The 26,660-nt window shown below is 61.1% G+C and carries 23 protein-coding genes and 1 riboswitch; of the genes, 15 read left to right on the top strand and 8 right to left on the bottom strand.

Features of this window, described 5'->3' with window-relative positions:
• From KVQ82_RS27965 to KVQ82_RS27955, 3 genes are read left to right on the top strand one after another with little or no spacing between them, the layout of a single operon-like run.
• Nucleotides 1–1,437 carry a PIG-L family deacetylase gene (locus KVQ82_RS27965; protein WP_222017032.1) on the top strand — a complete coding sequence of 479 codons (1,437 nt, stop codon included), beginning with the start codon at nucleotides 1–3 and terminating at the stop codon, nucleotides 1,435–1,437.
• Nucleotides 1,434–2,588: a glycosyltransferase family 4 protein gene (locus KVQ82_RS27960; protein WP_222017029.1), complete on the top strand. Its 1,155-nt coding sequence runs from the start codon at nucleotides 1,434–1,436 to the stop codon at nucleotides 2,586–2,588. Before KVQ82_RS27965 ends, KVQ82_RS27960 begins: the two co-directional genes overlap by 4 nt.
• Nucleotides 2,589–2,602: 14 nt before the next feature.
• On the top strand, nucleotides 2,603–3,487 hold the full coding sequence (locus KVQ82_RS27955; RefSeq protein WP_041065906.1) for a glycosyltransferase: 885 nt from the start codon (nucleotides 2,603–2,605) through the stop codon (nucleotides 3,485–3,487).
• Between the two features lie 18 nt (nucleotides 3,488–3,505).
• On the opposite strand, the gene KVQ82_RS27950 is transcribed toward KVQ82_RS27955, so the two are convergent.
• Nucleotides 3,506–4,723: an acyltransferase gene (locus KVQ82_RS27950; RefSeq protein WP_108181491.1), complete on the bottom strand. Its 1,218-nt coding sequence runs from the start codon at nucleotides 4,721–4,723 to the stop codon at nucleotides 3,506–3,508.
• Nucleotides 4,723–6,585, bottom strand: a complete 1,863-nt coding sequence (locus KVQ82_RS27945; RefSeq protein ID WP_108181492.1) for a bifunctional O-antigen ligase/aminoglycoside phosphotransferase family protein — start codon at nucleotides 6,583–6,585, stop codon at nucleotides 4,723–4,725. The genes KVQ82_RS27950 and KVQ82_RS27945 overlap by 1 nt, the downstream gene beginning before the upstream one ends.
• A gap of 153 nt (nucleotides 6,586–6,738) precedes the next feature.
• On the opposite strand from KVQ82_RS27945, the gene msbA reads away from it, so the two are divergent.
• The 4 genes from msbA to hldE all read left to right on the top strand — a co-directional run bounded on the left by msbA (nucleotide 6,739) and on the right by hldE (nucleotide 11,607).
• The gene (msbA, locus tag KVQ82_RS27940; protein WP_041065811.1) at nucleotides 6,739–8,541 is read left to right on the top strand and encodes a lipid A export permease/ATP-binding protein MsbA; all 1,803 of its coding nucleotides are present in this window, start codon (nucleotides 6,739–6,741) and stop codon (nucleotides 8,539–8,541) included.
• Between the two features lie 233 nt (nucleotides 8,542–8,774).
• Entirely contained in the window at nucleotides 8,775–9,479 is a 705-nt protein-coding gene (locus KVQ82_RS27935; protein WP_222017026.1) for a sulfotransferase family 2 domain-containing protein, read from the top strand.
• Nucleotides 9,472–10,083 (top strand): adenylyl-sulfate kinase, encoded by a 612-nt coding sequence (gene cysC, locus KVQ82_RS27930; RefSeq protein WP_222017023.1) that lies wholly within the window; start codon nucleotides 9,472–9,474, stop codon nucleotides 10,081–10,083. Before KVQ82_RS27935 ends, cysC begins: the two co-directional genes overlap by 8 nt.
• A 102-nt stretch (nucleotides 10,084–10,185) precedes the next feature.
• The gene (gene hldE, locus KVQ82_RS27925) at nucleotides 10,186–11,607 is read left to right on the top strand and encodes a bifunctional D-glycero-beta-D-manno-heptose-7-phosphate kinase/D-glycero-beta-D-manno-heptose 1-phosphate adenylyltransferase HldE (RefSeq protein WP_041065802.1); all 1,422 of its coding nucleotides are present in this window, start codon (nucleotides 10,186–10,188) and stop codon (nucleotides 11,605–11,607) included.
• Between the two features lie 90 nt (nucleotides 11,608–11,697).
• On the opposite strand, the gene KVQ82_RS27920 is transcribed toward hldE, so the two are convergent.
• From KVQ82_RS27920 to KVQ82_RS27905, 4 genes are all read right to left on the bottom strand, one after another.
• Entirely contained in the window at nucleotides 11,698–12,666 is a 969-nt protein-coding gene (locus tag KVQ82_RS27920; RefSeq protein ID WP_041065799.1) for a hypothetical protein, read from the bottom strand.
• 31 nt (nucleotides 12,667–12,697) lie between these two features.
• Nucleotides 12,698–13,510, bottom strand: coding sequence for an aldo/keto reductase (locus KVQ82_RS27915; RefSeq protein ID WP_182403552.1), 813 nt, complete (start codon nucleotides 13,508–13,510; stop codon nucleotides 12,698–12,700).
• Entirely contained in the window at nucleotides 13,507–14,682 is a 1,176-nt protein-coding gene (locus tag KVQ82_RS27910) for an FAD-binding oxidoreductase (RefSeq protein WP_222017019.1), read from the bottom strand. The genes KVQ82_RS27915 and KVQ82_RS27910 overlap by 4 nt, the downstream gene beginning before the upstream one ends.
• A gap of 144 nt (nucleotides 14,683–14,826) precedes the next feature.
• The gene (locus KVQ82_RS27905; RefSeq protein WP_003221050.1) at nucleotides 14,827–15,159 is read right to left on the bottom strand and encodes a multidrug efflux SMR transporter; all 333 of its coding nucleotides are present in this window, start codon (nucleotides 15,157–15,159) and stop codon (nucleotides 14,827–14,829) included.
• A gap of 102 nt (nucleotides 15,160–15,261) precedes the next feature.
• On the opposite strand from KVQ82_RS27905, the gene KVQ82_RS27900 reads away from it, so the two are divergent.
• Complete coding sequence (locus KVQ82_RS27900; protein WP_222017017.1) at nucleotides 15,262–16,164, top strand: LysR family transcriptional regulator; 903 nt, start codon at nucleotides 15,262–15,264, stop codon at nucleotides 16,162–16,164.
• Nucleotides 16,165–16,175: 11 nt separating this feature from the next.
• Nucleotides 16,176–17,450 carry a lipid IV(A) 3-deoxy-D-manno-octulosonic acid transferase gene (waaA, locus tag KVQ82_RS27895; protein ID WP_222017014.1) on the top strand — a complete coding sequence of 425 codons (1,275 nt, stop codon included), beginning with the start codon at nucleotides 16,176–16,178 and terminating at the stop codon, nucleotides 17,448–17,450.
• 166 nt (nucleotides 17,451–17,616) lie between these two features.
• Here waaA and KVQ82_RS27890 read toward each other — a convergent pair whose 3' ends face one another.
• Nucleotides 17,617–19,050 carry a TolC family outer membrane protein gene (locus tag KVQ82_RS27890; RefSeq protein ID WP_041065783.1) on the bottom strand — a complete coding sequence of 478 codons (1,434 nt, stop codon included), beginning with the start codon at nucleotides 19,048–19,050 and terminating at the stop codon, nucleotides 17,617–17,619.
• A 205-nt stretch (nucleotides 19,051–19,255) separates the two neighbouring features.
• A riboswitch (TPP riboswitch) is annotated at nucleotides 19,256–19,361 on the top strand.
• A 146-nt stretch (nucleotides 19,362–19,507) separates the two neighbouring features.
• Between KVQ82_RS27890 and thiC the strand changes: the two genes are divergently transcribed.
• A complete protein-coding gene (gene thiC, locus KVQ82_RS27885) occupies nucleotides 19,508–21,397 on the top strand; it encodes a phosphomethylpyrimidine synthase ThiC (RefSeq protein ID WP_041065780.1) in 1,890 nt (629 codons plus the stop codon).
• 201 nt (nucleotides 21,398–21,598) lie between these two features.
• On the top strand, nucleotides 21,599–22,891 hold the full coding sequence (gene cytX / locus KVQ82_RS27880) for a putative hydroxymethylpyrimidine transporter CytX (RefSeq protein ID WP_108181499.1): 1,293 nt from the start codon (nucleotides 21,599–21,601) through the stop codon (nucleotides 22,889–22,891).
• Here cytX and KVQ82_RS27875 read toward each other — a convergent pair.
• Nucleotides 22,860–23,606 carry an RsiV family protein gene (locus KVQ82_RS27875; RefSeq protein ID WP_041065775.1) on the bottom strand — a complete coding sequence of 249 codons (747 nt, stop codon included), beginning with the start codon at nucleotides 23,604–23,606 and terminating at the stop codon, nucleotides 22,860–22,862. The genes cytX and KVQ82_RS27875 overlap by 32 nt on opposite strands.
• Nucleotides 23,607–23,836: 230 nt before the next feature.
• Here KVQ82_RS27875 and KVQ82_RS27870 point away from each other — a divergent pair, with 230 nt between their 5' ends.
• From KVQ82_RS27870 to KVQ82_RS27855, 4 genes are all read left to right on the top strand, one after another.
• Complete coding sequence (locus tag KVQ82_RS27870; RefSeq protein WP_041065772.1) at nucleotides 23,837–24,454, top strand: NUDIX domain-containing protein; 618 nt, start codon at nucleotides 23,837–23,839, stop codon at nucleotides 24,452–24,454.
• On the top strand, nucleotides 24,445–24,897 hold the full coding sequence (locus tag KVQ82_RS27865; protein WP_007967395.1) for a DUF1249 domain-containing protein: 453 nt from the start codon (nucleotides 24,445–24,447) through the stop codon (nucleotides 24,895–24,897). The genes KVQ82_RS27870 and KVQ82_RS27865 overlap by 10 nt, the downstream gene beginning before the upstream one ends.
• Nucleotides 24,898–24,996: 99 nt before the next feature.
• A complete protein-coding gene (cpdA, locus tag KVQ82_RS27860; protein WP_222017012.1) occupies nucleotides 24,997–25,812 on the top strand; it encodes a 3',5'-cyclic-AMP phosphodiesterase in 816 nt (271 codons plus the stop codon).
• Between the two features lie 205 nt (nucleotides 25,813–26,017).
• Complete coding sequence (locus KVQ82_RS27855; protein WP_047290961.1) at nucleotides 26,018–26,626, top strand: YqiA/YcfP family alpha/beta fold hydrolase; 609 nt, start codon at nucleotides 26,018–26,020, stop codon at nucleotides 26,624–26,626.
• The last annotated feature ends 34 nt before the right edge of the window (nucleotides 26,627–26,660 follow it).

Raw genomic sequence — 26,660 nt, 5'->3', positions numbered from 1 at the left:
ATGAGCCGCAAACAGCAACTGCTCAAGCGTCATCGCCGCAACAAGCGCGTCACCTTGCTGATCGCCCTGATCGTGTTGATCGCGCTCGGTGTGCTGGTCGCGTGGTGGTTGCCGCTGGTGCTCGCGGTGGTTGGCTGGATCGCCCATGAAGCGTGGTTTGCCGATCACCTGTTCTATTCGCCGAAAGACGATTACCAGTACAGCTTTCCGCCGTTTACACCGCAGCCGAAGGTGCATCTGAACGGCGAACAATTGCGTCTGGATGAAGGTGTGATGCTGGTCGACGAAGCGACGTTGATCCTCGCGGTAAAGGTTAAAAGCACTTGGCTGGGACGTTTCCTCGATCCGCGCGTCGAACTGCTCGGCGGGGCGAATCCGGATGCGCAAACCTTCGAGCGCGGGGTCAATGGCCAGCGTTACCTGAACCTCAGCGGTCAGGCACAAACCCTGTCGCAAGGTCAGTTGCGTTTGCGCGGGCGCTTTTGCCGGGTCTCTGGCGAGCCTGTTTTGTGGGCACTGGAGCAACCGGACTACCGCCGTCAACGAGTGATGGTGATTGCACCACACGCCGACGACGCCGAGCTGGCGGCCTACGGTTTGTACAGTCAGGCCGATGAAGCCTGGATTGTCACCCTGACCGCAGGCGAGATCGAAGCCGAGCACTATGAGCAGATGGGCCTGAACAAGGTCGAAGCGGCGCGACTCAAGGGTCGCCTGCGGGCCTGGGACAGTCTAGCCGTGCCGCGTTGGGCCGGGGTTGCGCAGGAACACTGCGTGCAACTCGGTTACTTCTGTCTGCAACTGGCCGCGATGCAAGCTGCGCCGAATCAGGCGGTAGGTTCGCGCGAAGCGGACTTGAATGACACTCGCCTGTTTCGTCAGTTGAATCCGTTCACTCTGCCGGGCGACGCCGATGGTGCGCCGACCTGGAACAACCTGCTGGCCGACCTGCGTGAAGTGCTGCTGCGCGCCCGTCCGGACGTGATTGTGTTGCCGCACCCGACCCTTGATCCGCATCCCGATCATGTCTGCGCCCAGCAAGCGGTTTTGCAGGCGCTCCAAAGTCTCGACTGGCAGCCGACGTTGCTCGGTTACGCCAACCATTTGCACGACAACGACCGCTGGCCGATGGGCAATACCGGGCAGGGCATTGCCTTGCCGCCGGCCTTCGATGCGGCGGTGCCGATGCAGCCGCTGTGCCTGTCGCTGTCCCTTGAACAACAGCGGGACAAGGCCATGGCGCTCGGCATGATGCATGACCTGCAGCCGCCGGCACCGTTCAAGCGTCGCCTGCGCCGCGTGATTCAGCGCCTGCTCGCCGGGCGGACACCCTCGGTATACGGGGAAAACGAGTTTTTTCGAAAAGCGGTCAGACGCCAGGAATTGTTCTGGTTATTGAAGCACGGTGAACCGGGCGATCAGCGGGGAGAGTCATGAGTCAACGGTCCAAGGTGTTGCAGCTGCAACCCGACTACAACGTCAAAGCCCATGATTTCGCCGACCTGGCCGAGCAGATCGTCAAGGCGTTACCGGCTGATCGCTATGAAGTCACGGCGGCGTTCCTGCGCGGCAAACCGGGGCCGGGCGAGCCGGTGAGCCGGGCTGACCGTTCTGTGTACTTCGAGTTTTCCGACAAGTCGCTCAAAGGCATGCGCCTGCGGGCGATGTGGCAGCTGTACAAGTTCTGCCGTCGGGAAAAGTTCGATGTGGTGATCTGCAACCGCTTCAAGCCGGTGAACATGATGTTGGCGCTCAACCGCTGGTTGAAGGTGCCGCTGTGCATTGGCATCTCCCACGGTTTCGGCGAATACGACCGCTTTTACCGACGTCGTCAGACCCAGCGTCTGATCGATCGGCACTGGCGCTTTGTCGGCGTGTCACCGGCGGTCAAACAGTACCTGCTCGATTGCGATTGCGGCTTCACCGACCAGAACACCTACGCCATTACCAATGCCATCGACATCGAGCAGGCCGAGGGCTTGCAGCACAGCCGCGACAAAGCCCGCGAGTTGTTGGGCCTCGACCCGACTGTGCGTTTGATTGGCGCGCTGGGGCGGTTGGTATCGGTCAAGGGCCACACCTATCTGCTACAAGCCTTTGCCGCGCTGAAAGACAAATACCCGAACACTCAATTGGCGATCATCGGAGCAGGGCGCCTGCAGGCGCCGCTGGCGGCCGAGATCGAACAACTGGGCCTGAGCGGGCGTGCGCACTTGCTGGGCTTCAAGGAAAACGCCCTGCAATACGTGCGTGCGTTCGACATCTGGACCATGCCGTCGCTGGCCGAGGGCCTCGGTCTGGCGTTGCTCGAAGGCATGAGCGGACACCTGCCGGTGATCGCCTCGAATGTGCCGGCCATGTTGCCGCTGATCGAAGGCGCCGGTGGCTTGGCGATTACACCCAAGGATGTACCGAGTCTGGTCGCCGCGCTGGACAACTATCTCGCGCTATCGGATGAAGAACTCAAGGCCAAGGGCGAGCAGGCTTATCGCTACCTGCAGGAACAACACGACATCGAGGTGTTCCGTCAGCAATACCTGGACTTGATCGATTCTGGCCTGGAACAGGCCCGCAAGGAGCAGCCGTGAGCGAAGAGCAAGTCATGAGTGAAGCCAACGCCCTCGTCACGGTGATCATCGCCTCCTACAATCACGGCCCGTACATCGAGGAAAGCATCCTCAGCGTCCTCAATCAGACCTACAAGAACATTGAGCTGCTGGTGGTCGATGATGGCTCGAAGGACGACAGTGTCGAACGCATCAGCGCGTTGCAGGCGCAGTACGGTTTCGATTTTCGTGTGCAGCAGAATCAGGGCCTGACCAATACCCTCAATGGCGCTATCGCCCGTTCGAAGGGCAGTCTGATCGTGCCATTCGGCTCCGACGACATCATGTACCCGGAGAGAATCGCCACCCAGGTGGCGTACATGGCCGGCAAGCCCGAAGTCGGGATCTGCGCCGGCAACATCGAATTGATGCACGCCGATGGCAGCCTTTACCCGGAGAAGCGTCAGCGCCGCGACGTACCGTTCCGCCGTCTGGATTTCGACGATATGTTCCTTGAGCGCAAGCCGTATCCACCGGCGCCAACACTGATGATCCGTCGTGAGGCGCTGGACAAGGTGGGTGGGTTCGATCCGACGATTCGCCTTGAGGATCTGTACATCGAGCTGAAGGTGACCCGCGCCGGTTACTTCATCGACGGTTTGAACGTGGTGATGGCGCGTTACCGCAAGCACGCCACCAACTCGTACAAGAACCATCGCTTCATGATCGAGAATATTCTGCGCACCTATGCGCTGTTCAGCGATCATCCGCTGTATGACGAAGTACGCTTCAAGGCGCTGAACTCGATGTTCCTCAAGACCGCCAACCGCAATCGCAAGCTGGCCCGCGAACTGCTGGCACAGATCCCGTTCAAGGCCTGGAACAAGAAAACCTGGCGCGGCTTGGGGCGTTTGCTCTTTTCTCCGCTGGAAAAGGACTGAGGTCATGGTCGCTCGCACTCAGCGAGCGACTTTCTCCGGCAGGCGCTTTTCGCCCTTCTGGCGCTGGCGCAACCAATGCACAACCTTCTTGCCGGCAGCCATGCCCGGTTGCTCGATATAGAGGAAGGTCACGCTGCTGATCAGAATCAGCAGGCACGTGCAGATCGCCACCAGGGGCAGGTACACCGAAGTTTCCCGCGCATCGATATCCAGCAGCAGCGGCAGCCGTTGCACCATCAGCCACAGGACGAAACCGTGCAGCAGGTAAGTGCTGTAGCTGATTTCGCCGAGCCAGCGAATGCTGCGTGGTTTCAGCGCGCCGAACAGGCTGTTGCCGGACGCCACGATCACGAAAAACAGCGTCAGCAAAAACAGCGGCGCAGTCTTGAACGCCCGACTGAACGCGGTGAACGCAATCACCAGCGCGAGCACGGCGATGATGCTCGCCAGGCGTGACTGGCTCCATGCCACGAGCGCCGGGCGGCGAATCCAGTACGCGGCAGCGATACCGCCGAGGAAGCTCGCCAGAAAGTGTTTCTTCAGCGAATGCTCCCAACCGATTATCTGGTACAGCGCGTAGATGCCGATCAGGCACAGCACCACTTGCAACCAACTGCCGCGGTAGATGAACACCAGTCCGGCCAATGGCAGTGCCAGGTAGAAAAACACTTCATAGGCCAGCGTCCAGGTGACGTTGGATATCAGCATGCCGGAGTGTCGGTACTGGTTGATGTCCGGGCGGTCGAACGTCAGCCAGGCGAGAACCTGCTTGAGCACTTCCAGCCCCGGCTCTTTCAGCTGCCAGCTCTGCAAGTGGAAGATCGAGACGAACACCAGCAGCATCAATGGCAGGTACAGCGGGTACAGACGAAATACCCGTGAGACGCCGAACGCCAGCCAGTCATGGTTGCGGCCTTGCGCGAGCAAGCGGCTCCAGAACAGGAACCCGGTGATCATGAAGAACAGCGCGACGCTGCCCTGGCCCAGCATCGAATAGAAGTTGCTCGGAGGGAAGTCGATCACGCCGGTGCGCAAGAAGATCCAGGTAATGATCGAATGGTGCACGAACACACCAAACGCCAGATAGCCGCGCAGACCGTCGATGCTCGCATAGCGGCTTTCGCCGGAATGCTGCAGGTGCCGAGCAATTTTCGGCACCGCGCGCAACAGGAGCGCGGAGGTGACGATGGCCAGCAGGTAGGCTGCCAGCGCAATAAGAGGATTGGTTTCGATCATCACTGAACTCGGGCCGGGGCGTTGCCGGCCAGCACTTGCCTGTGCAGGTTTTCAACTGCGGATTTGGACGCCGTCACAGCGTATCCCTGGAGCAGGGCATCGAGGTGATCCTCGAACAGCCAGCGTTTGTCGACAGTGTAACGTTGCATATGACGCAAATTGCGTTGACGCATCGAAAGGCTGAGCGGGGTCGGGTAGATGCGCAGGTCGGCCAGATCAATCAAGCCGAACTCGCCATCTTCCAGTACCAGTACGTTGCCCAGGTGCAGCGAGCGGAAGTACACGCCTTTCTCATGCAATTGCGCCATGAATTTGCCGAAGCGTTCGATCAACGCCTGACGCACCGCCGGGGCGGTAATGCTCTGCAGTACCTGACGCAGGGTGTGGCCAGGCAACGGTGCGTAATGCACGGCACTGCTGCCATCATCGAGACGGTAAACGTTCAGTACTTGCGGGGTGGGAATTCCCATCTGGCGCAGTTGTTCGCTGTTGACTGCGAACCGCTCGGAGTAGGGGTTGAAACTGCCGGAGGTGTACCAGCGGCGACGACGGAACAGTTTGAGGAAGCTGCCATCGCTCAGGCACAGGACTTTCGGGCCCAGGCCGTCTTCTTCGATGATCCGGGCTTCGCGGCTCAATTGCTCAAGGCCTGTCACCGACAGCTTTTGGACGGGCAGGGTCAACAGCCGACGCGCGCGTTGATTGATGCTCAGCGCCGCGATCAGTGCCAGCGGGATCCACAGCAGGAACCAGTGCTCCTTGGGCCGCGAAATGATCCCGCCACCTTCTGTCAGGCCTGCGCCGATACCGAATATCAGCCAGGTCGAAGCAATGATCAGCATGGGCTGTACACGCTGACGCCAACTGCTCAGCAGGCCCCATAGCAGGAAAAACAGCCATGGAAGCAGGCCGATGATGCCGACGTAATACAGGACCCCCAGGACAAAACTGTGCGGCTCCTGAAAACTGACACCGTTGCCGGGGTCGACGGAAAGGCTGGCGCTGTAGCCATGGCCGATCCAGGGGTGATCAGCAATCATGTGCAGCACTTTCTGCCAGATTTCCAGGCGGTAGGAATCGCCTCGTTCAATGATCATCTGCGCAAACAGGGTCAGAACGGTCGCGCCGCTCAGGGCCAGCGCGATCAATAACCCTACCGAACGTCGGTTCCAGCAAATGAAACACAGCCACAACGCGGCCATGGTCAGTGCTACCAGCGGCGTTCTGGAGCCGGTGCCGATCACCGCCATGAACATGACGGCCATCGCCGGTACGCTGAGCCACATCATCTGGCGGCGCTTGCAGGTCATGGTCACGCTCAGCCAGTAGGCGCTGAAGAACCCGAACAGGTGAGAGCTGAGCAGCGGATTATCGAAGGCGCCGCCGCCAATCAGGCGCATCCCCGGTTCATAGATCCGGGCGAACATGAACAGGAAAATGGTGGTTGCAATCAGGGCGACCAGCGCTGCGCCGAACAGCAAGGGTTGCAGGATGTCGGCGCGGTAGCGCACCAGCAGGTAGCTGCCGGCAAACAGCAGCAAGGTATGCAGTGGCGGCTTGAACATTCCGCCGAGCGGCTCGCCGCCTGGCCCCCAGGCGAGGCTGAGCAACGCCCACGCAGCGAACAGCAGGGCCGCGATGAAAATCGGCTCGCGCAGCAGCTCCTTGAGCTCACGCGGGCGCAGGCACAGTGCGATCAGTGTCGGGATGCTGAACAGCCCGTAGAACAACTTGTGATGAAGGCTTCGACCCGGCAAAAAGAACAGCGCGCACAGGAGCAGGAAATAACCGGTGGGGAGTATCCACAGGCTAATGAAATCGAAAACTCGATTGGACGTACCGCTGAAGCCGCGAAGTTGCATGCTGTGAGATTCATTCCTGAGGTTGATCGACCATTCGAGTGATGGCTATTTGATGCAGAAAAGGTGCATAACAATAACAGCCTTTCGCCGATTGCCAGAACCCTGAAGAAGCTGTGCTAAAGTCAGCGTCCTTTTTATCGACTTTCGCGTGATATGACCGACTCCAGTCCCGCCGCAAGCCCTTCGAGCTTGAAAATCTACTTCCGCCTGCTCGGCTACGTCCGGCCGTACATCAGTCTGTTCCTGATCAGCATCGTCGGCTTTCTGATTTTCGCCTCGACGCAGCCGATGCTCGGCTACATCCTCAAGTACTTTGTCGATGGCCTGTCCAATCCTGAAGCGGTGCTGTTTCCCTCTGTGCCCTACCTGCGTGACCTGCAACTGCTGCAGGCCGTCCCGCTGCTGATCATTCTGATCGCCGCGTGGCAGGGGCTGGGCTCGTATCTGGGCAACTACTTCCTGGCCAAGGTTTCCCTCGGGCTGGTGCATGACTTGCGCGTGCAGTTGTTCAACAACCTGCTGGTGCTGCCCAACCGCTATTTCGACAAGCATAACTCCGGTCATCTGATTTCGCGTATCACCTTCAACGTGACCATGGTCACGGGGGCGGCAACAGATGCGATCAAGGTCGTAATCCGTGAAGGCATGACGGTGATCTTCCTGTTTGCCTCGCTGCTGTTCATGAACTGGAAGCTGACTCTGGTGATGGTCGCGATCCTGCCGCTCATCGCCGTAATGGTGCGCACCGCCAGCAAGAAATTCCGCAAGCAGAGCAAGAAGATCCAGCTGGCGATGGGCGATGTCACGCATGTGGCCTCGGAAACCATCCAGGGTTATCGCGTGGTGCGCAGCTTCGGCGGCGAGGCTTACGAAGAGCAACGTTTCCTCAACGCCAGCCAGAGCAACACCGACAAGCAACTGCGCATGACCCGTACCGGCGCAATCTACACGCCGATGCTGCAACTGGTGATCTACACCGCCATGGCGGTGCTGATGTTCCTCGTGCTGTTCCTGCGCGGTGACGCCTCGGCCGGTGACATGGTCGCCTACATCACCCTGGCAGGTCTGCTGCCCAAGCCGATCCGTCAATTGTCCGAGGTCAGCTCGACCATCCAGAAAGGCGTGGCCGGTGCCGAAAGCATCTTCGAGCAACTGGACGTCGAGCCGGAAGTCGATACGGGCACCGTCGAGCGCGATTCGGTGAGCGGTCGCCTGGACGTGCGCAACCTGAGCTTCACCTACCCGGGCACCGAGCGTCAGGTGCTCGACGACATCAGCTTCTCGGTCCAGCCGGGACAGATGGTCGCGCTGGTCGGCCGTTCCGGCAGCGGCAAGTCAACGCTGGCCAACCTGATTCCACGTTTCTATCACCACGACAAGGGTGAAATCCTTATCGACGATGTGGAAATCGAGCAGTACAAGCTGCTCAACCTGCGCCGTCATATCGCTCAGGTGACCCAGCACGTCACCCTGTTCAGCGACACCGTGGCCAATAACATCGCTTATGGCGATCTGGCCGGTGCGCCACGTGAAGACATCGAGAAAGCCGCGCGTGATGCCTACGCGATGGACTTCATTTCGCAACTGCCGCAAGGCCTGGACACCCAGGTCGGCGAGAACGGCGTCTTGCTTTCCGGTGGCCAGCGCCAGCGTCTGGCAATTGCCCGCGCGCTGCTCAAGAACGCGCCGTTGCTGATTCTCGACGAGGCCACCTCGGCGCTCGACACCGAATCCGAACGGCATATTCAGGCCGCGCTGGATCAGGTGATGAAGGGTCGCACCACACTGGTGATCGCCCACCGTCTGTCGACCATCGAGAAGGCCGATCTGATTCTGGTCATGGATCAGGGGCGGATTGTCGAGCGTGGTACCCATGATCAGTTGCTGGCGCAAAATGGTTACTACGCGCGCCTCAACGCCATGGGCCTGGATGCGCCGGCCGAAGATATCGCCTGATTCCAGGCCCTGCCCTGTGGGAGCGAGCCTGCTCGCGAAAGCACTGCAACAGACGACGTCCGTGTCGCATGTTCACCCGCTATCGCGAGCAGGCTCGCTCCCACAGTCGTTTGTATCCAGACCTTTACCCTTCTTGACCAAACCGGAATAAATCCGGACGCCGCGCTTGTTAAGGTTCCTCACTGAACTCTGACTTTTATCGAGGGGGCCATCCCCGTCGCGCGGGTGCTTTCATGTTGCAACGCTATCTCTGGAAACTGCTGCCCAAGCCGCAGCGAGCCTTTCTGCTCGGGCGCCTGTCGGTGGTCGATCGGCAGGTGGTGAACAAGTCGATGTCGGCCAACCTGACGTTTCCCCAGCCCTTCCAGCAGCGCTCCTGCCTGTTCATCCATGTCCCGAAATGTGCCGGCAGCAGCATTTGCACGGCGTTGTTCGACGGCTGGCGTCCCGGGCACTTGCCGTTGTACTGGTACGAAGAGCAATTCCCCGAGCAGTTCGCCAACGCCTTCAAGTTCGCCTTTGTCCGCGACCCGCTGGAGCGCGCCTATTCGGCCTACGCCTTTTTGCGTGGCAACGAGTTGAGCGCGCGTGACCATTCGGCGCAGCAGTTGGTGCGGCAGTACCGGGATTTCGACGATTTTGTCGCACGCTGGCTGCATCCGGAAACGATTGCCCGGCAATTGCACTTTGCGGCACAGACCGACTTTCTTACCGATTCGCTGGGGCATCTGGCGCTGGACTTCATCGGTTATCAGGAGCACCTGGCGCGGGATTTTCGTCTGGTTTGCGAACAGTTGGGGCTGACTGGCGAGTTGCCTCACGTCAACGGCTCGCGGGAAAGGCAAACGATGCCGGCGCGGGAGTTCTGTACGGTGCGCACCCGGCGACTGGTGCGTCGGGTTTATCAGCGTGATTACGAGTTGCTCGGTTATGAATGAGTACCTGTCAATGCCGATGCAAGCCCCGGCCATTCGGCCTTACGGTCTGGCGTTGTCACATCAGGCCCGCGCAGCGCTCAAGGCGCAACGCCCACGCTGCCTGTGGCTGACCGGATTTTCCGGCGCCGGTAAGTCAACCTTGGCCAATGCCCTCGAACTGCACCTGCATGCGTCGGGTCTGCACACCTTTCTGCTCGATGGCGACAATGTGCGCAATGGCCTGTGCCGCGACCTGGGCATGAGCGACCTCTGCCGCCGGGAAAACATCCGGCGTATGGCCGAGGTGGCGCGGTTGATGGTCGACGCCGGGCTGATTGTGATCGTTGCGGCCATTTCGCCGTTCCGCACCGAGCGCGACGCTGCGCGCAGGCTGTTTGCGCAGGATGAGTTCATTGAAGTGCACGTCAGCACTTCGCTGGAAGTCTGCGCCCGTCGCGATCCGAAGGGTTTGTATCAGGCCGTGCGGGAAGGAAGGATCAAGCACTTTACGGGTGTGGACAGCCCTTACGAAGCGCCATTGGCAGCCGAGTGGCAGATCGACACCGAGGCGCTGGAGTTGTCCGAATCCTGTGAGCAACTGGCGGCGCTGGTGCTCAAAAAATGAGCAAAGTAACGGACTGTTTCATCCTGTTGCAGGCTGCACTCAAGCCTGCGCCAACCCTGTGTTAATATCGCGCCCTTGTTCATTTTGTATGTGGGTTGCTCCATGAAGTTGTCCATGCCGCGATTCGATCAAGCCCCAGTCTTGGTGGTCGGCGATGTCATGCTCGACCGTTACTGGCATGGTGGAACCTCACGGATTTCCCCTGAGGCACCGGTTCCGGTCGTAAAAGTCGAGCAAATCGAAGACCGTCCGGGCGGTGCTGCCAACGTTGCCTTGAACATTGCCGCGCTGGGTGCGCCGGCGTCGCTGGTCGGAGTGACCGGTGATGACGAAGCCGCCGACAGCCTGAGCAACAGTCTCAAGGGCGCGGGCGTGCGTGCCCTGTTCCAGCGCATCGCGCATCAGCCGACCATCGTCAAACTGCGGGTCATGAGCCGGCACCAGCAATTGCTGCGTATCGACTTCGAAGAACCGTTTGCCACCGATGCGCTGGCCCTGGCCTCGCAGGTCGATGATCTGCTTGAGGGCATCAAAGTGCTGGTGCTGTCGGACTACGGCAAAGGCGCGCTGAAGAACCATCAGGCCCTGATTCAGGCGGCCCGGGCCAAAGGCATTCCGGTGCTGGCCGATCCCAAGGGCAAGGATTTTTCGATTTACCGTGGCGCCAGCCTGATCACGCCGAACCTCAGCGAATTCGAAGCCATCGTCGGTGGTTGCGCCGATGAGCACGAGCTGGTGAGCAAGGGCGCCGCCCTGATGCACGATCTCGAACTCGGCGCGCTGCTGGTCACCCGTGGCGAACACGGCATGACCCTGCTGCGTCCGGAGCATCCGGCGTTGCACCTGCCGGCCCGTGCCCGTGAAGTGTTCGATGTGACCGGTGCCGGTGACACGGTGATTTCCACCCTCGCGGCGGCAATTGCTGCCGGTGAAGAACTGCCGCACGCGGTGGCGCTGGCCAACCTGGCCGCCGGTATTGTGGTCGGCAAGCTCGGTACTGCAGCGATCAGCGCTCCGGAACTGCGTCGCGCGATCCAGCGTGAAGAAGGTTCGGAACGCGGTGTGCTGGGGCTGGAGCAACTGGTACTGGCAGTGGCCGATGCTCGCGCGCATAACGAGCGCATCGTCTTCACCAATGGCTGCTTTGACATTCTGCACGCCGGGCACGTGACCTACCTCGAGCAGGCGCGCGCCCAGGGCGACCGTCTGATCGTGGCGATCAACGATGACGCCTCGGTCAGCCGCCTGAAAGGGCCGGGGCGTCCGATCAACAGTGTCGACCGCCGCATGGCGGTCCTCGCCGGCCTCGGCGCGGTGGACTGGGTGATCAGCTTCCCGGAAGGCACCCCGGAAAACCTGCTGCGCGAAGTCAAACCGGATGTGTTGGTCAAGGGTGGTGATTACGGTATCGACCAGGTGGTCGGCGCCGACATCGTCAAAGCTTACGGCGGCACGGTGAAAGTGCTGGGGCTGGTGGAAAACAGCTCGACCACGGCGATCGTGGAGAAAATCCGCGGTCACTGATTCAAGCTAAAAAGATCGCCGCCTGCGGCAGCTTCTGCATTGGAATGCGCTTCCCTGCAGGAGCTGCCGCAAGCGGCGATCTTTTGCGTTTCAGGAACTGACTTTCTTGCGCGGTACGATCTTCTTCAGCAGTTGCTTCGCCTTGCCGCGCAACCGCGCCAGGCCCGTGGGTTTCTCCGGCGGCGTCAGGCCTTGCTGGCGCAGCCAGTCCTTCCAGCGAATCCGCTCCTCACGCACCAGCCAGCCATCCTGTCTGGCAAAACTTTCGGCCAGATACAGACCGCGCGTGCCGGCCGGAGACAGCTGACCTTTCTTCAAGGTGTACAGCTCAGCCAGCGGCTCACCATCCTGCAACGGCATCAGGTACAGATCCGGACGCTTGCGGTCCAGGCGCGCCACCAGTTGATCACCCTCCAGCCGCTCATCGACATGAAACAGGCTCAGCGATTTGGCTTCTTTTGGTACTTCCAGGCGCAGGTCGTAGATCAGTTGCAGCGACGCGGTGGGCAAATGCACATAGGCCCGGGGCCGTTCGAGCAATTGCAGATTGGCGCAGCGCACCGGCCGCGCCGAGCCGGACAACGGCGTCAGGCGAAACGGCAGCGCTTCGCGATAATGCAGGGCGGACGAGTAGGGCGCGGGCAGCCATGTGTCGTTGAATCGCCCGCCGAGCCAGCCCTCCGGGGTTTCCAGCAGGCACTCTTCGGCAATCTCTTGAATCGCGGTGTGCAGCGGGATGTTCAGCTCATGGGCTGGCACGTAACCGGAAATCAGCTTGAGCACCACGTCGCCGCGATCCTGCCGACGCTGGCGCACCAGCACCCAGTAGTCGCGATTCTGCCAATGCAGGGTCAGGCGCACCGAGACTCCGAGGTTGGCCAGCTCCACCGCGAAGCGCTCGGCATCCGCCACGCTCACCGGTTTGCGCCGCTGCAAGGTCTGGGCGAAATTCAGCGGCATGCCGACGCTCTGATAGCTCAGACCCTCGGGCGTGGCCTCGACGAACAGCGGCAGTGTCTTGAAGTTGCTCGGGTTCTTTCTGATGAGCGTACGCGGCATGTCGGCTCCTGCTTAAGGCCGCGGGGCGGCGTCAGTGACCACGAAGGACCTGGGCAACGGTCGCAACGTTATGGGCGAGGTGCAGCGGATTGATCGTCCCGACAATAGCACTGGCCACGCCGGGCTGCTGGAACAACAGCTCGAAGCTGGCGCGTACCGGATCCACGCCGGGGCTCAGGCACACATGGCCGCTGGCCAAGGCCTTCTTCACCAGAATGGCTTTGCCGTGGGCAGCAGCATAGTCAATGACTGCCTTCTCGTTCTGTTCGTTCAGATTGTAGGTGACCATCGCGCAGTCCCCTTGCTCCAGCGCCTTGAGCCCGCCTTCGACGGTTTTGCCGGAGAAACCGAACCCGCGAATCTTGCCCTCGGCCTTGAGTGCGGCAAGGGTGGCGTAGACCTCTTCATGCTCAAGGATCGCCAGATCGTTGCCGTCGGAGTGCACCAGCACCAGGTCGATAAAATCGGTTTCAAGACGTTGCAGGCTGCGCTCGACCGACATCCGTGTATGCGCCGCACTGAAGTCATGGCGCGACAGGCCGTCGGCAAACTCTTCACCGACCTTGCTGACGATCACCCAGTCCTGTCGCTGGCCGCGCAGCAACGGGCCGAGGCGTTCTTCGCTGCGGCCATAAGCCGGGGCAGTGTCGATCAGGTTGATGCCCAACCCTTTGGCCTGATTGAGCAGCAAGCGTGCCGCGTCATCGTCGGGGATCTGGAAGCCGTTGGGGTATTTCACACCCTGGTCGCGGCCCAGTTTGACTGTGCCCAAGCCCAGCGGGGACACCAGCAGGCCGGTGCTGCCCAGCGGGCGATGCAGTTCGTGCAGGGTCGCTACGCTCATGGCAACAATTGCTCCCAGGCCGGTACGCCCATCGGTGGTTTTGGCAGCGCCGGCAATGGTTCGGCAGCTTGCGGCTGAATGCCGTCGCGCTCCAGTGAGGCGATGACCCGGTCGGCAAAGTCCGGTGCCAGCGCCAGTTTGGTCGGCCAGCCCACCAGCAGGCGACCCTGCTCGGCAAGGAAGGCGTTGTCCGGGCGGGTCAGACCGGTTTGCAGCGGTTCGGCGCGATCCACCCGCAAGGTCGCCCATTGCACCTGGCTCAGGTCGATCCACGGCAGCAATTGGCCGAGTTCTTTCTGCGCGGTGGCGATCTGTTCGGCAGGCTCGCGGGCCACACCATCGCTCTCGGCAATGTCGCCGCCCAGGTACCAGACCCAGTTGCCATCAGCGGCCGGGTGAGTCGTGACGGTGATGCGCGGCTTGGTGCCGCCACCCAGGCAATGGGCGTACAACGGCTTCAGGCTCGGGCCTTTGGCGATGATCATGTGCAGCGGTCGGCGTTGCATCGCCGGTTGGGTCAGGCCCAGGTCTTCCAGCAACTGCGCGGTGCCGGCCCCTGCGCTGAGGACGATGCGCTGGGCGTGGATTTCACGACCGTCGACCTTCAGACCGACCAGCACGCCTGCTTCGAGCAGCGGTTCAATGGTTTGCCCGGCGAGCAGGCCGTCGCCGGCCAGATCGGCCAGACGCTGGATCAGGCTCGGCACGTCGACCACCAACTCGGCGAGGCGATAGACCTTGCCCTTGAAGCGCTTGTCTTGCAGCGCCGGCGGCAGTTGATCGCCCTTGACCTGATCGACTCGGCCACGCACGGCTTTACTGGCGAAGAAACTGGTGAGGTTGCCGGCGAGGGTGCCGGGCGACCACAGGTAATGCGCTTCGGACAGCACGCGCACGCCGGACAGGTCCAGCTCGCCGTTGCCGGCCAGCGCCTCACGCCAGCGGCGCGGCATATCGGCGATGGCTTCCGAGGCGCCGGTCAGTGCACCGTGCAGCGCGTACTTGGCGCCGCCGTGGATGATGCCCTGGGACTTCACACTCTGCCCGCCGCCGAGGCTGGCGCTTTCCACCAGCACGGTCGAAAAACCCTGGCGGCGCAGACGCGCGTTCAGCCAGAGGCCGGCGACACCAGCGCCGACAATCAGAACGTCGGTGGAAATAACGGATGGCATGCAACGACCTCAGTGTTCAAGACGAGGGCGCAGTATACAGACTCGGGGATCGGAGCTCAGAGGCGAAAAAAGATCGCAGCCTTCGGCAGCTCCTGCAGGGATATGCATTCCAATGTAGGAGCTCAGAGGCTGCGATCTTTTTCTTCAATGCCCTGCGGTCTTGGAGAACAACTGGATGACCACCACGCCGAGCACGATCAGCGCCATCCCGAGCATCGCTGGCACGTCCAGTTTCTGCCCATAAATGAACAGCGCCGCGACGCTGACCATGACGATGCCCATGCCCGCCCACACGGCGTAGGCGACACCCACCGGCACAGTGCGCACCACCAGCGTCAGCATCCAGAAAGCAATCCCGTAGCCGACGATCACCAGGATCAGCGGCAGCGGGGTGCTCAAGCCTTTGACCGCTTTCATCGAAACGGTGGCGATCACTTCGGCGCAGATGGCGATGGCCAGAAAGGCGTAGGCGTTCATGTGTAGATCCTCATGTAAAACGTTGCTTGCTGAGGCGGCATTCTAGTGATTCGCCAGATGCGGTAAAGTCATTACCTATCTGTTTTGAAGATGGGTCGATCAATGAATACCCAGTGGAATCTGGAACAATTGCGCGCCTTCGTCAGCGTCGCCGAACAGCGCTCGTTCTCCGCCGTAGCACGCCAGCAGCGCAAGGCGCAGTCAGCGATCAGCAGCGCGATTGCCCTGCTGGAAGATGATCTGGGCGTCAGCCTGTTCGAGCGTAGCAGTGGTCGCCAGCCCAGGCTCACCGAAGCCGGCGAGGCGCTGCTCGAAGAGGCGCGAGAAGTGTTGCGTCAATGCGAGCGTCTGAACGGTCGGGCGATGGCGATGATGCGCGGTCAGGAAGCGCAGCTTCGGGTGGCTCAGGATGAAGCCATGCCGTATCAGGCACTGGTGGAAAGCTTCGATGCGCTGGCCGAGCAATTTCCCAGCCTCGAAGTGCAACTGACCAGCGCCGCCCAGGGTGAAGTCGCACGCAAACTGGTCGAGCGCCGCGCCGATCTGGGCTTGCTGTTCTATCACGACGAAATTCCCGAAGCGCTGGAGCGTCGGGTATTGGGCCGGGTGGAAATGGTCACCGTCTGCGGCATCAATCATCCGCTGGCGACGCAGTCCTACGTCACCTGCCAGCAACTGGCGCAGCATCGGCAACTGCTGATGTCGACGCAGACCAGTGTCTACCCCGGCAACGAACCGGCCAGCCCGCAAGTCTGGCGCGCTGACAGTTTCTACGTGATGGCCGAATGGTTGGTGCGGGATCTGGGCTGGGCCTGGCTACCCCGGCATGTGGTGCAGTATTCGGCCTATCACGGCCTGATGGTCGAACTGGACAGCGAATGGACCCCGCCGGCGTTGGTGGTGGAGCTGGTCTGGCGCCGGGATGAACCCCTCGGCCCGGCTGCGCGCTGGCTGGCCGAACGTTTTGCCGTGCACTTGCGGGCGATTGGCGACAAAAGTCGATAAACTCCGCCGCCATGAATAGAACTCTCTACACCGCGCTGTTTTACCTGGGGCTGCCATTGGTGGCGATTCGGCTGTGGCTGCGCTCGCGCAAGGCCCCGGCATATGCCAAACGGATTGGCGAGCGCTTCTCTTACGGGATGCCGAGACTGCAACCCGGCGGGATCTGGGTGCACGCGGTGTCTGTGGGCGAAAGCATTGCCGCCGCGCCGATGATCCGCGCCTTGCTGCAGCGTTATCCACAGCTGCCGATCACCGTGACCTGCATGACCCCGACCGGATCGGAGCGGATTCAGGCGCTGTTCGCCAGCGAGCCGCGCATCCAGCATTGCTATCTGCCATACGACTTGCCGTGCGCAGCGGCGCGTTTTCTTGATCACGCCAAACCGAAACTCGCGGTGATCATGGAAACCGAACTGTGGCCCAACCACATTCATCAGTGCGCCAAACGCGGGATACCGGTGGCGCTGGCTAACGGTCGTTTGTCCGAGCGTTCGGCGCGGGGCTATGGGCGCTTCAGCAAGCTGACCGCGCCGATGCTCGCTGAAATGAGTTTTTTCGCGGTGCAGACCGAGGCTGAAGCCCAGCGCTTCCGAGATCTCGGCGCGCGACCGCAGACGGTCGAGGTCACCGGTTCGATCAAGTTCGACCTGACCATCGATCCGCAACTGCTGCAGCGCGCCCATGAGTTGCGCGGCCAATGGCAGGCGCTGGAGCGCCCGGTGTGGATCGCCGCCAGCACCCACGAAGGCGAAGACGAAGTGGTGCTCGACGCCCATCGTCGCCTGCTGGCGAATTACCCGAATGCGCTGCTGATTCTGGTGCCGCGTCATCCCGAGCGTTTCAATTCGGTGTTCGAGTTATGCCAGCGAGAAGGCTTTGCCACGGTGCGTCGTTCCACCGGTGCCAATGTCGAGGCAAACACCGCGGTGCTGCTCGGCGACACCATGGGCGAATTACTGTTTCTTTACGCGTTGGCGGACAGCGCCTTCGTTGGCGGCAGTCTGGTGCCGAACGGTGGACACAATCTGCTGGAGCCAGCAGCGTTGGCAAAACCAGTGCTCAGCGGCCCGCACCTGTTCAACTTCCTCGACATCGCCGCGCAATTGCGTGAAGCCGGGGCATTGGCTGAAGTGGATGATGCCGAAGGGCTGGCGGTGGAAGTGCAGCGCCTGTTCGAATTGCCGCGCGATGCCCAGCGCATGGCCGAGGCGGGACTGGCGGTGATGCGCCGTAATCAGGGAGCGTTGCAGCGGCTGCTGGATGGGCTGGGCCGGTTGATCAAATAGTCGCTTGGAACATTGTGGCGAGGGGATTTATCCCCGATGGGTTGCGCAGCAGCCCCCAAACCATTCACCTCGGTGATTCAGTCAGATCGGGTAAGCCGGGTTTACGACTGCTGCGCAGTCGAATCGGGGATAAATCCCCTCGCCACAGGGGATTTATTCAGATTGTTTACGGCCGTGCCTTGAGCTGTGCTTCGGCGGCTTTGGCCAGATCCGGCGGGAGGAAATCCTTGTCCGGGTTGTAGTCGGCCTTCAAATAACGTCGCAGGTCTTCCAGATCACCCGGATTCAACGTCCCCGCCGCCTGCTTCAAGCGCAGGTTGTCGAGGATGTAGTCGTAACGGGTGTTGTTGTAGTTGCGCACCGAGGTGTACAGCTGGCGCTGAGCATCGAGCACGTCGACGATGTTGCGCGTCCCCACCTGATAACCGATTTCCGTGGCCTCCACCGCGCTCTGGTTGGAAATGATCGACTGGCGCCGCGCCTGTACCTGCTCGACATCGGTGTTCACCGCGCGGTGCAGGTTGCGGGTGTTTTCGACGATCTGCCGGCGCAGGGCTTCGCGCTGCTGTTCGCTCTGATCCAGTTGCGCATAGGACTGGCGCACTTGCGAACTGGTCAGCCCGCCGCTGTAGATCGGAATGTTCAGTTGCAACGCCAGCGTGCGTTGATCGACGTTGCCACCGTACGGCGTGCCGAAGGCGTTAGGGTTGGCGAAGCCGAGGGCGTCGTTGTCACCCTTTTCGTATTTGGCCACGGCGTCGAGGGTCGGCAAGTGGCCGGCCTTGCGCTGCTTGAGGGTCTGTTCGGCGGAGCTGACCGCAAAGTTGCTCGCCAGCAGATTGAGGTTCTGTTTAGCGGCGGTGTCGACCCAGGCCTTGGCGTCGTTGGGTGTCGGCGGCAGGATCGGCAACGTATGGACGATGCCCTGAATCGAGTTGTACTGACGGTTGGTCAGGGTGATCAGCGCTTCGAAGGCATCGTCGACCTGACGCTGGGCAACGATCCGGTTGGCACGCGCGGTGTCGTAGCTGGCTTGTGATTGCAGGACGTCGGTCTTGTCCGACAGGCCGACATCGAAGCGCTCGTTGGACTGGTCGAGCTGACGCTTGAACGCGGCTTCTTCTGCCTTGGTCGAAGCCAGGTTGTCCTGACTGCGCAGCACGTTGAAGTAGCTTTCGGCTGATTGCAGGATCAGGTTCTGTTCGCTGGCCGAGAGTTGCAGGGCGGCCTGTTCGTTGACGTCCTTGGCGGCCTGGTACTGGAACCAGCGGTCGGCGCGAAACAACGGCTGGGCGAGAGTCGCCTGATAGGAATGCGCGCTGCGATTGGCAATGGCTGAAGGCTGGTCGATCGAGGTGCGCACATCCGCCACTTCGGCGCCGCCGGACAGGTTCGGCAGCAAGCCGGCACGGGCCTGTGGCACCACTTCTTTCTGCGCGCCGTACTGGGCGCGGGCGGCGGCCAGATCGGCGTTGTTGTCGACGGCTTCCTGATAGACGCTGACCAGATCGGTCTTGGTCGACAAGGGCGCTTCTGCTGCCCAGGCCATTGCGTTGGACGCACAAGACACGGCAAGAGCCAGTGAAAGTTTGCGCAGCATGAGGCGATCCCTAGCAAAAATATTACGGAAATAATGTGCGCGCCAAGGCTACGGCGCGGCCCCGGCAGCGTCAAGGCGCGCAGGGCAAAGCGAGTGTAGTTGCGCAATCGTGCGGCAACAATCCTGCAAGTCCCGGTAATTGCGCCATTCATCATGGTGTTTGCCGCGGTGTTGGCGTTCTTTGCCGGTTGTGTCTAGACTGGCCGGGTTCTTGTCGGGGTGCCTTGCTATGAGGCTGAGATCGAATAATTTCGGATCCCGTTGAACCTGATCAGGTTAGCGCCTGCGTAGGGAACAAGATTTCTCGTCACCCGGCGAGTCCTCTTGTGCTTCGTCCGGGAAATTGTTCGACAATCGAACGCTCGACGACGATGCACAGCACCTTTTCTGGTGCGTCCGTGCCTTTCAGGTTCTGCTCCGACAATCCACTGCCTGGATGCTGTCTGGAGAGCCCGTGATGACTACAAAATCTAAAAACGCGATCAACCTGAGTGACTCGGCCAAGGTCGATGAGCAGTCGGTTCAGCCGTTCACCCGTTCGCAAAAAGTCTACGTTCAGGGCTCGCGCCCGGACATCCGCGTGCCGATGCGCGAAATCACCCTCGATGTGACGCCGACCGACTTCGGCGGCGAAATCAACGCGCCGGTTACCGTCTACGACACCTCGGGCCCGTACACCGATCCGAACGTGGTGATCGACGTGCGCAAAGGTCTGGGCGACGTGCGTTCGGCGTGGATCGACGACCGTGGCGACACCGAGCGTCTGCCAGGCCTGAGCTCCAACTTCGGTCAGGAACGTCTGGCGGACCCGGAGCTGACCAAACTGCGTTTTGCCCACGTCAACAACCCGCGCCGCGCCAAGGCCGGGGCCAACGTCAGCCAGATGCACTACGCGCGCAAAGGCATCATCACCGCCGAGATGGAATACGTCGCCATCCGCGAAAACATGAAGCTGCAAGAGGCCCGCGCCGCCGGCCTGTTGACTCAGCAACACGCCGGCCACAGCTTCGGCGCGAGCATCCCGAAAGAAATCACCCCTGAGTTCGTCCGCGAAGAGATCGCCCGCGGCCGTGCGATCATTCCGGCCAACATCAACCACGTCGAACTGGAACCGATGATCATCGGCCGCAACTTCCTGGTGAAGATCAACGGCAACATCGGCAACAGCGCCTTGGGTTCGTCCATCGAAGAAGAAGTGGCGAAACTGACCTGGGGCATTCGCTGGGGCTCGGACACCGTGATGGACCTGTCCACCGGCAAACACATTCACGAAACCCGCGAGTGGATTATCCGCAACTCGCCGGTGCCGATCGGTACCGTGCCGATCTATCAGGCACTGGAGAAGGTCAACGGCGTCGCTGAAGACCTGACCTGGGAGCTGTTCCGCGACACGCTGATCGAGCAGGCCGAGCAGGGCGTCGACTACTTCACCATCCACGCCGGCGTGCTGTTGCGCTACGTGCCGCTGACCGCCAAGCGCGTGACCGGCATCGTGTCCCGTGGTGGTTCGATCATGGCCAAGTGGTGTTTGGCGCACCACAAAGAGAACTTCCTCTACACCCACTTCGACGAAATCTGCGAAATCATGAAGGCCTACGACGTCAGCTTCTCGCTGGGCGATGGCCTGCGTCCGGGCTCGATTGCCGACGCCAACGACGAAGCGCAATTCGGCGAGCTGGAGACCCTCGGCGAGCTGACCAAGATCGCCTGGAAACATGACGTGCAGTGCATGATCGAAGGCCCGGGCCACGTGCCGATGCAGTTGATCAAAGAAAACATGGACAAGCAGCTGGAGTGCTGCGACGAGGCGCCGTTCTACACCCTCGGCCCGCTGACCACCGACATCGCCCCGGGTTACGACCACATCACCTCGGGTATCGGTGCGGCAATGATCGGCTGGTTCGGTTGCGCGATGCTCTGCTACGTGACACCGAAGGAGCACTTGGGCCTGCCGAACAAGGATGACGTGAAGACCGGGATCATCACCTACAAGATCGCCGCCCACGCAGCGGACTTGGCCAAAGGACACCCGGGCGCGCAGATTCGTGACAACGCCTTGAGCAAGGCGCGTTTCGAATTCCGTTGGGAAGACCAGTTCAACCTCGGTCTGGACCCGGACACCGCGCGTTCGTATCACGACGAAACCCTGCCGAAGGATTCGGCCAAGGTCGCGCATTTCTGTTCGATGTGTGGGCCGAAGTTCTGCTCGATGAAGATCACTCAGGAAGTCCGCGAATACGCGGCCAACCAGCGGATCGACGCGGTCGACGTGGATGTCGCCCAAGGCCTGGCGGAACAGGCCGAGCGGTTCAAGAAGGAAGGCAGTCAGCTGTATAAAAAAGTCTGATCCCTGACTGATCTTTTGTGGTGAGGGGATTTATCCCCGATCGACTGCGCAGCAGTCGCAATTTTGAGAACCGGGTCCTTCAGATGTACCGCGTTCTCAGGTTTTGGGGCTGCTTCGCAGCCCATCGGGGATGAATCCCCTCGCCACAAATGGGCCAGCTTGATCACACACAACAACAAATGTCCCTCTGAGATAACACCCTTGAGCATTCAACCCGGCACTTATTCCCCCGACCTCGCCGTATCCGCCGACAAGCGAGTATTTGGCGGTCGCGATCTGTTTTCCCTGTGGTTCTCCCTCGGCATCGGCCTGATGGTGTTGCAGACCGGCGCGTTGCTCGCGCCCGGTCTGGGCCTCTCCGGCTCGCTGTTGGCGATCTTCCTCGGCACGCTGGTTGGCGTGTTGCTGCTGGCCGCCGTCGGCGTGATCGGCAGCGACACCGGCCTGTCATCGATGGCCGCGCTTAAACTGAGCCTCGGCAGCAAAGGCGCGAGCCTGCCGGCACTGCTCAACCTTTTGCAACTGATCGGTTGGGGGTCGTTCGAAATCATCGTCATGCGCGATGCCGCCAGCCTGCTCGGCACTCGCGCGTTCAGCGAAGGTTCGCTGTGGGCCAGCCCGATGCTCTGGACGTTGTGCTTCGGTGCGCTGGCGACCTTGCTCGCAGTCAGCGGGCCGCTGACGTTCGTGCGCAAGATCCTGCGCAAATGGGGTATCTGGCTGATCCTGGCGGCGTGCATCTGGCTGACCTGGAATCTGTTCGCCAAGGCTGATCTGGCGGCACTCTGGGCGCGTGCGGGGGACGGTTCGATGCCGTTTGCCGTGGGCTTCGATATTGCCATCGCGATGCCGCTGTCGTGGCTGCCGCTGATCGCCGATTACTCGCGTTTCGGCAAGCGCGCGAAAAACGTATTCGGCGGCACGGCGATCGGTTTCTTCGTCGGCAACTTCTGGTTGATGAGCCTCGGCGTGGCCTACACCCTGGCGTTTGCGCCAAGCGGTGAGGTCAATGCGTTGCTGCTGGCACTGGCCGGGGCCGGTCTGGGCATTCCGCTGTTGCTGATTCTGCTGGATGAGTCGGAAAACGCTTTCGCCGACATTCATTCGGCAGCGGTTTCCAGCGGGATTCTGTTGCGTTTGAAGGTCGAGCATCTGGCCTTGGCCATCGGCGTGATCTGCACTCTGATTGCACTGCTGGCGCCCTTGGCGCAGTACCAGAACTTCCTGTTGCTGATCGGCTCGGTGTTCGCGCCGCTGTTCGGCGTAGTGCTGGTGGATCACTTCATCCTGCGTAAGCGCAGCGCCCACGTGGCGTCAGCCGCATTGCGCTGGCCGGCGCTGTTGGCGTGGCTGGGCGGGATCAGCACCTACCACTTGCTGGCGAATCTGTATCCGGATGTCGGCGCGACCCTGCCGGCACTGGTGCTGGCAGGGCTGTTGCAACTGGTGCTGGGCCGGGCTTTCAGTTACGGCCGGGAAACAGCTCGGGTTTGAGGATGCCGTTCAGACGCGGGTAAGGAATCTTCAGTTCGACGTGGCCCAGCGCGTAAGGCGCGATGGTGCTCACGTCGTACTTGAGGATCACGCCACCGTAGGTCAGCGCCACGTTCGGGGTTTTCACGAACGGCCAGCTCTTCACGAAATCCGCTTCCTGATCGAGCTTGGTGCTGATCAGCCAACTGTTGTGCGCCACCTGCGCAGCCTTCCAGAACGCGTCTTCCTGACCCGGCAGCAACATGTCCGACAGGTTCAGCACCTTGTGCTGCTGACGCGAGTAGTTGATGAAGCCGCGCCCCGGGGTGCCATGGGCGCCGCCGGTGTCGAGGTAGCTCGACAGCTCGATGATCACCAAGCCGTCATGCTGCTCGCGTACCTTGGCCTGCAGATAGCTGCTGTTGCGTGGGCCGGCGGTGCGCAGGAATTGATCGCGATAGGCCGCCAGGGTTGGCGCGACCGCTGCGTTCTGCTCGGTGCGGGTCATTTGCAGCAGGCGCTTTTCGATAATGCCGTCCAGTGCAGGCTCGGCCGCGAAGTGCACGGTATCGATATTCACCAGCGGACAATCGGGGTTGGAACAGCCGGGTTTCAGGGTTTCCGAGGCGTCGCGGGTGGTTTCCAGCGGCGTGCGGTAGTTGGGCTGGAACAGGTTGGCGCAGGCACCCAGGGTCAGGGCGATGGCGGCCACGGAGGCAATTTTGAAAAGCGACATGGGCGTCCTTTCTGAAACAGGGGAAGGCAAAAAGTTATCCGCTTCGACTCTCGCCGAGGCAGTCAGTTCGCCACTAAGCTAATTAGAGTGGGTTTCGCCGCCACCGTCCATCCCGCTGACGGTAAAGGGGCTGCATCAATCATCACCGGCGCGTTAGGATGGCGCGAAGTCGAGGTTGCCGGTCACCACAAGGCACCTCGTATCGGGATTTGCAGTAAGAGAGGATGCTCATGACAGATTTTGCCAACGCCACTCCGGCCAACGTCGACGTCGTAAAGCGCGAGCGCTGCTACGAGGGCTTCTACAAGCTCGACCGTTTGCACCTGCGCCATGAGCTGTTCGCCGGCGGCATGAGCCGCGAGATCAACCGCGAAGTCTTCGTGCGCCACGATGCCGTGTGCCTGCTGCCGTACGATCCGCAGCGTGACGAAGTGGTGCTGCTCGAGCAGTTTCGCGTCGGGGCCATGGGCAAGACCGACAACCCGTGGCTGGTTGAGCTGGTCGCCGGTCTGATCGACAAAGTTGAAGTGCCGGAAGAAGTTGCTCACCGCGAGGCACAGGAGGAAGCTGGACTGGACATCAAGGCCCTGTGGCCGATGACCAAATATTTTCCGTCGCCGGGCGGCAGCAACGAGTTCGTGCATTTGTACCTGGGGCACTGCAGCACCGACGGCGTAGGCGGCCTGCACGGGCTGGAGGAAGAAGCAGAAGATATCCGCGTCACGGTCTGGGCCTTTGAAGATGCCTTGCAGGCCGTCCGTGACGGACGCATTGCCAATGCGGCGAGCATCATCGCCTTGCAATGGCTGGCGCTGAACCGCGCCGAAGTGAGGGGGTTATGGTCGTAAACAAGCTGCGCGATCGTTATCGAGTTGACCTTGCGGGGCTGCAAGCCGCCTGTGAGGCCAACTACGCGCGCCTGATGCGACTGGTGCCGGACATGCGCAACGACCCCGAAGCGCGGCGCATCGCCGTGACTCAGGGCGAGCAGATGCTCGGCGTGCTGGCCCTCGAAGTGCTGCAGACCTGCCCGTACACCACCACTTTGCAGGTGCGCCAGGAGCACAGTCTGCCGTGGTTGCCGGTGCCGCAACTGGAGGTGCAGGTCTATCACGATGCGCGCATGGCCGAGGTGATCAGCGCCGAACATGCACGACGCTTTCGTGGCATCTATCCTTACCCGAACGCCGCGATGCATCAGCCGGATGAAAAGGCCCAGCTCAATCTGTTCCTGGGGGAATGGCTGAGCCATTGCCTGGCCCTGGGGCACGAGTACGAAGTCGTACGCTAGTTGTGAACTGCGTCCGGTTCGCCGGTTTCCCCTTTGCGCCATCCCCCAGCATAATTGCGGCACTCAACCGATTCCGTGCTTTTGCCCTGGGAGAACGCCTTGCCGAGCGTATCCACATTGACCACCGCCGATCCGGCGTTGCTGGTGCAGTTATCCGACAGTCACCTGTTCGCCGAGGCGGACGGCACGCTGCTGGGCATGAACACCCGCGAGAGTCTGCAAAAGGTCATTGAACAGGTACTCAAGCAGCAGCCGCGGATTGACCTGATGCTGGCCACGGGTGATTTGTCACAGGACGGAACACTTGAGTCGTATCAACTGTTTCGCCAGATGACCGCGCAGATCGATGCGCCGGCGCGCTGGATTCCCGGCAATCACGATGAACCGCAAATCATGGCTCAGGCCGCGGTGCAAAGTGCATTGCTGGAATCGGTGGTCGATGTCGGCAACTGGCGCGTGACCTTGCTCGATTCGGCGGTGCCGGGCTCGGTGCCGGGTTATCTGCAGGACGATCAGCTGCAACTGCTGGCCCGTTCGTTGAGCGAAGCCCCGGAGCGCCATCATCTGGTGTGTTTCCATCATCATCCGGTGTCAATCGGATGCCCGTGGATGGAGCCGATCGGCTTGCGCAACCCGGAAGCGTTTTTCGACGTGCTCGATCGTTTTCCACAGGCCCGCGCGGTGCTGTGGGGGCATGTGCATCAGGAAATCGATCGCGAACGCAACGGCGTACGGCTGATGGCCTCACCGTCGACCTGCATCCAGTTCGAACCGGGCAGTCACGACTTCAAGGTCGGCGAACAGGCGCCGGGCTATCGCTGGTTGCGGCTGTTGCCGGATGGGCGGCTGGAAACCGGTGTCGAGCGCGTTACCGACTTCGAGTTCACCGTCGATTACGGCTCCAACGGTTACTGACACTCCCTGTAGGAGCTGCCGAAGGCTGCGATCTTTTGATTTTAAAAAACAGGATCAAAAGCTCGCAGCCTTCGGCAGCTCCTACAGGAGGTCGCGGGGCCGGGAGGGCAGCATTGCTACAGGGCATGCACATCATTTGTATGGCCCATCCCACCGCGACTCCCTGTAAACTCCGCTATCTTTCGCCGACACCCAGGGAGCTCAAATGTCCGGTTCGATCCTCTATATCCACGGTTTCAACAGCGCGCCGGCCTCGAAAAAGGCCTGTCAGCTGGTCGAGGTGATGGAACGGCTGGGTTTGAGCGAGCAATTGCGTGTCCCGGCGCTGCATCACCACCCGCGTGAAGCCATCGGTCAGTTGCAGCAGGCGATTGCCGAGCTGGGCCGGCCGTTGCTGGTGGGAAGCTCACTCGGCGGCTACTATGCGACTCACTTGGCTGAGCGCCACGGCTTGAAAGCCCTGCTGGTCAACCCGGCGGTCAGCCCGCACCGGATGTTCGACGGCTACCTGGGCACGCAGAAAAACCTGTATACCGATGAGACCTGGGAACTGACCCATGACCATGTGACGGCCCTGGCCGAGCTGGAAGTGCCGGCACCCGTGGATGCGCAGCGCTATCAGGTGTGGTTGCAGACCGGCGATGAAACACTGGATTATCGCCTCGCCCAGCAGTATTACCGGGCCTGCGCCTTGCGCATTCAGGCCGGCGGCGATCATGGTTTCCAAGGGTTTGCCGGGCAATTGCCGGCGTTGCTGAGTTTTGCCGGCATTGGCGCCGATTTGTATCAGGCAATCGATTTCACCGCACTGTGACGTCTTGCCCCTTTTTCATTGAATTACTGACGAC

The organism is Pseudomonas sp. AO-1 (assembly GCF_019775695.1).
Classification (GTDB): domain Bacteria; phylum Pseudomonadota; class Gammaproteobacteria; order Pseudomonadales; family Pseudomonadaceae; genus Aquipseudomonas; species Aquipseudomonas parakoreensis.
This window is presented reverse-complemented; position numbering and strand designations above follow the sequence as displayed.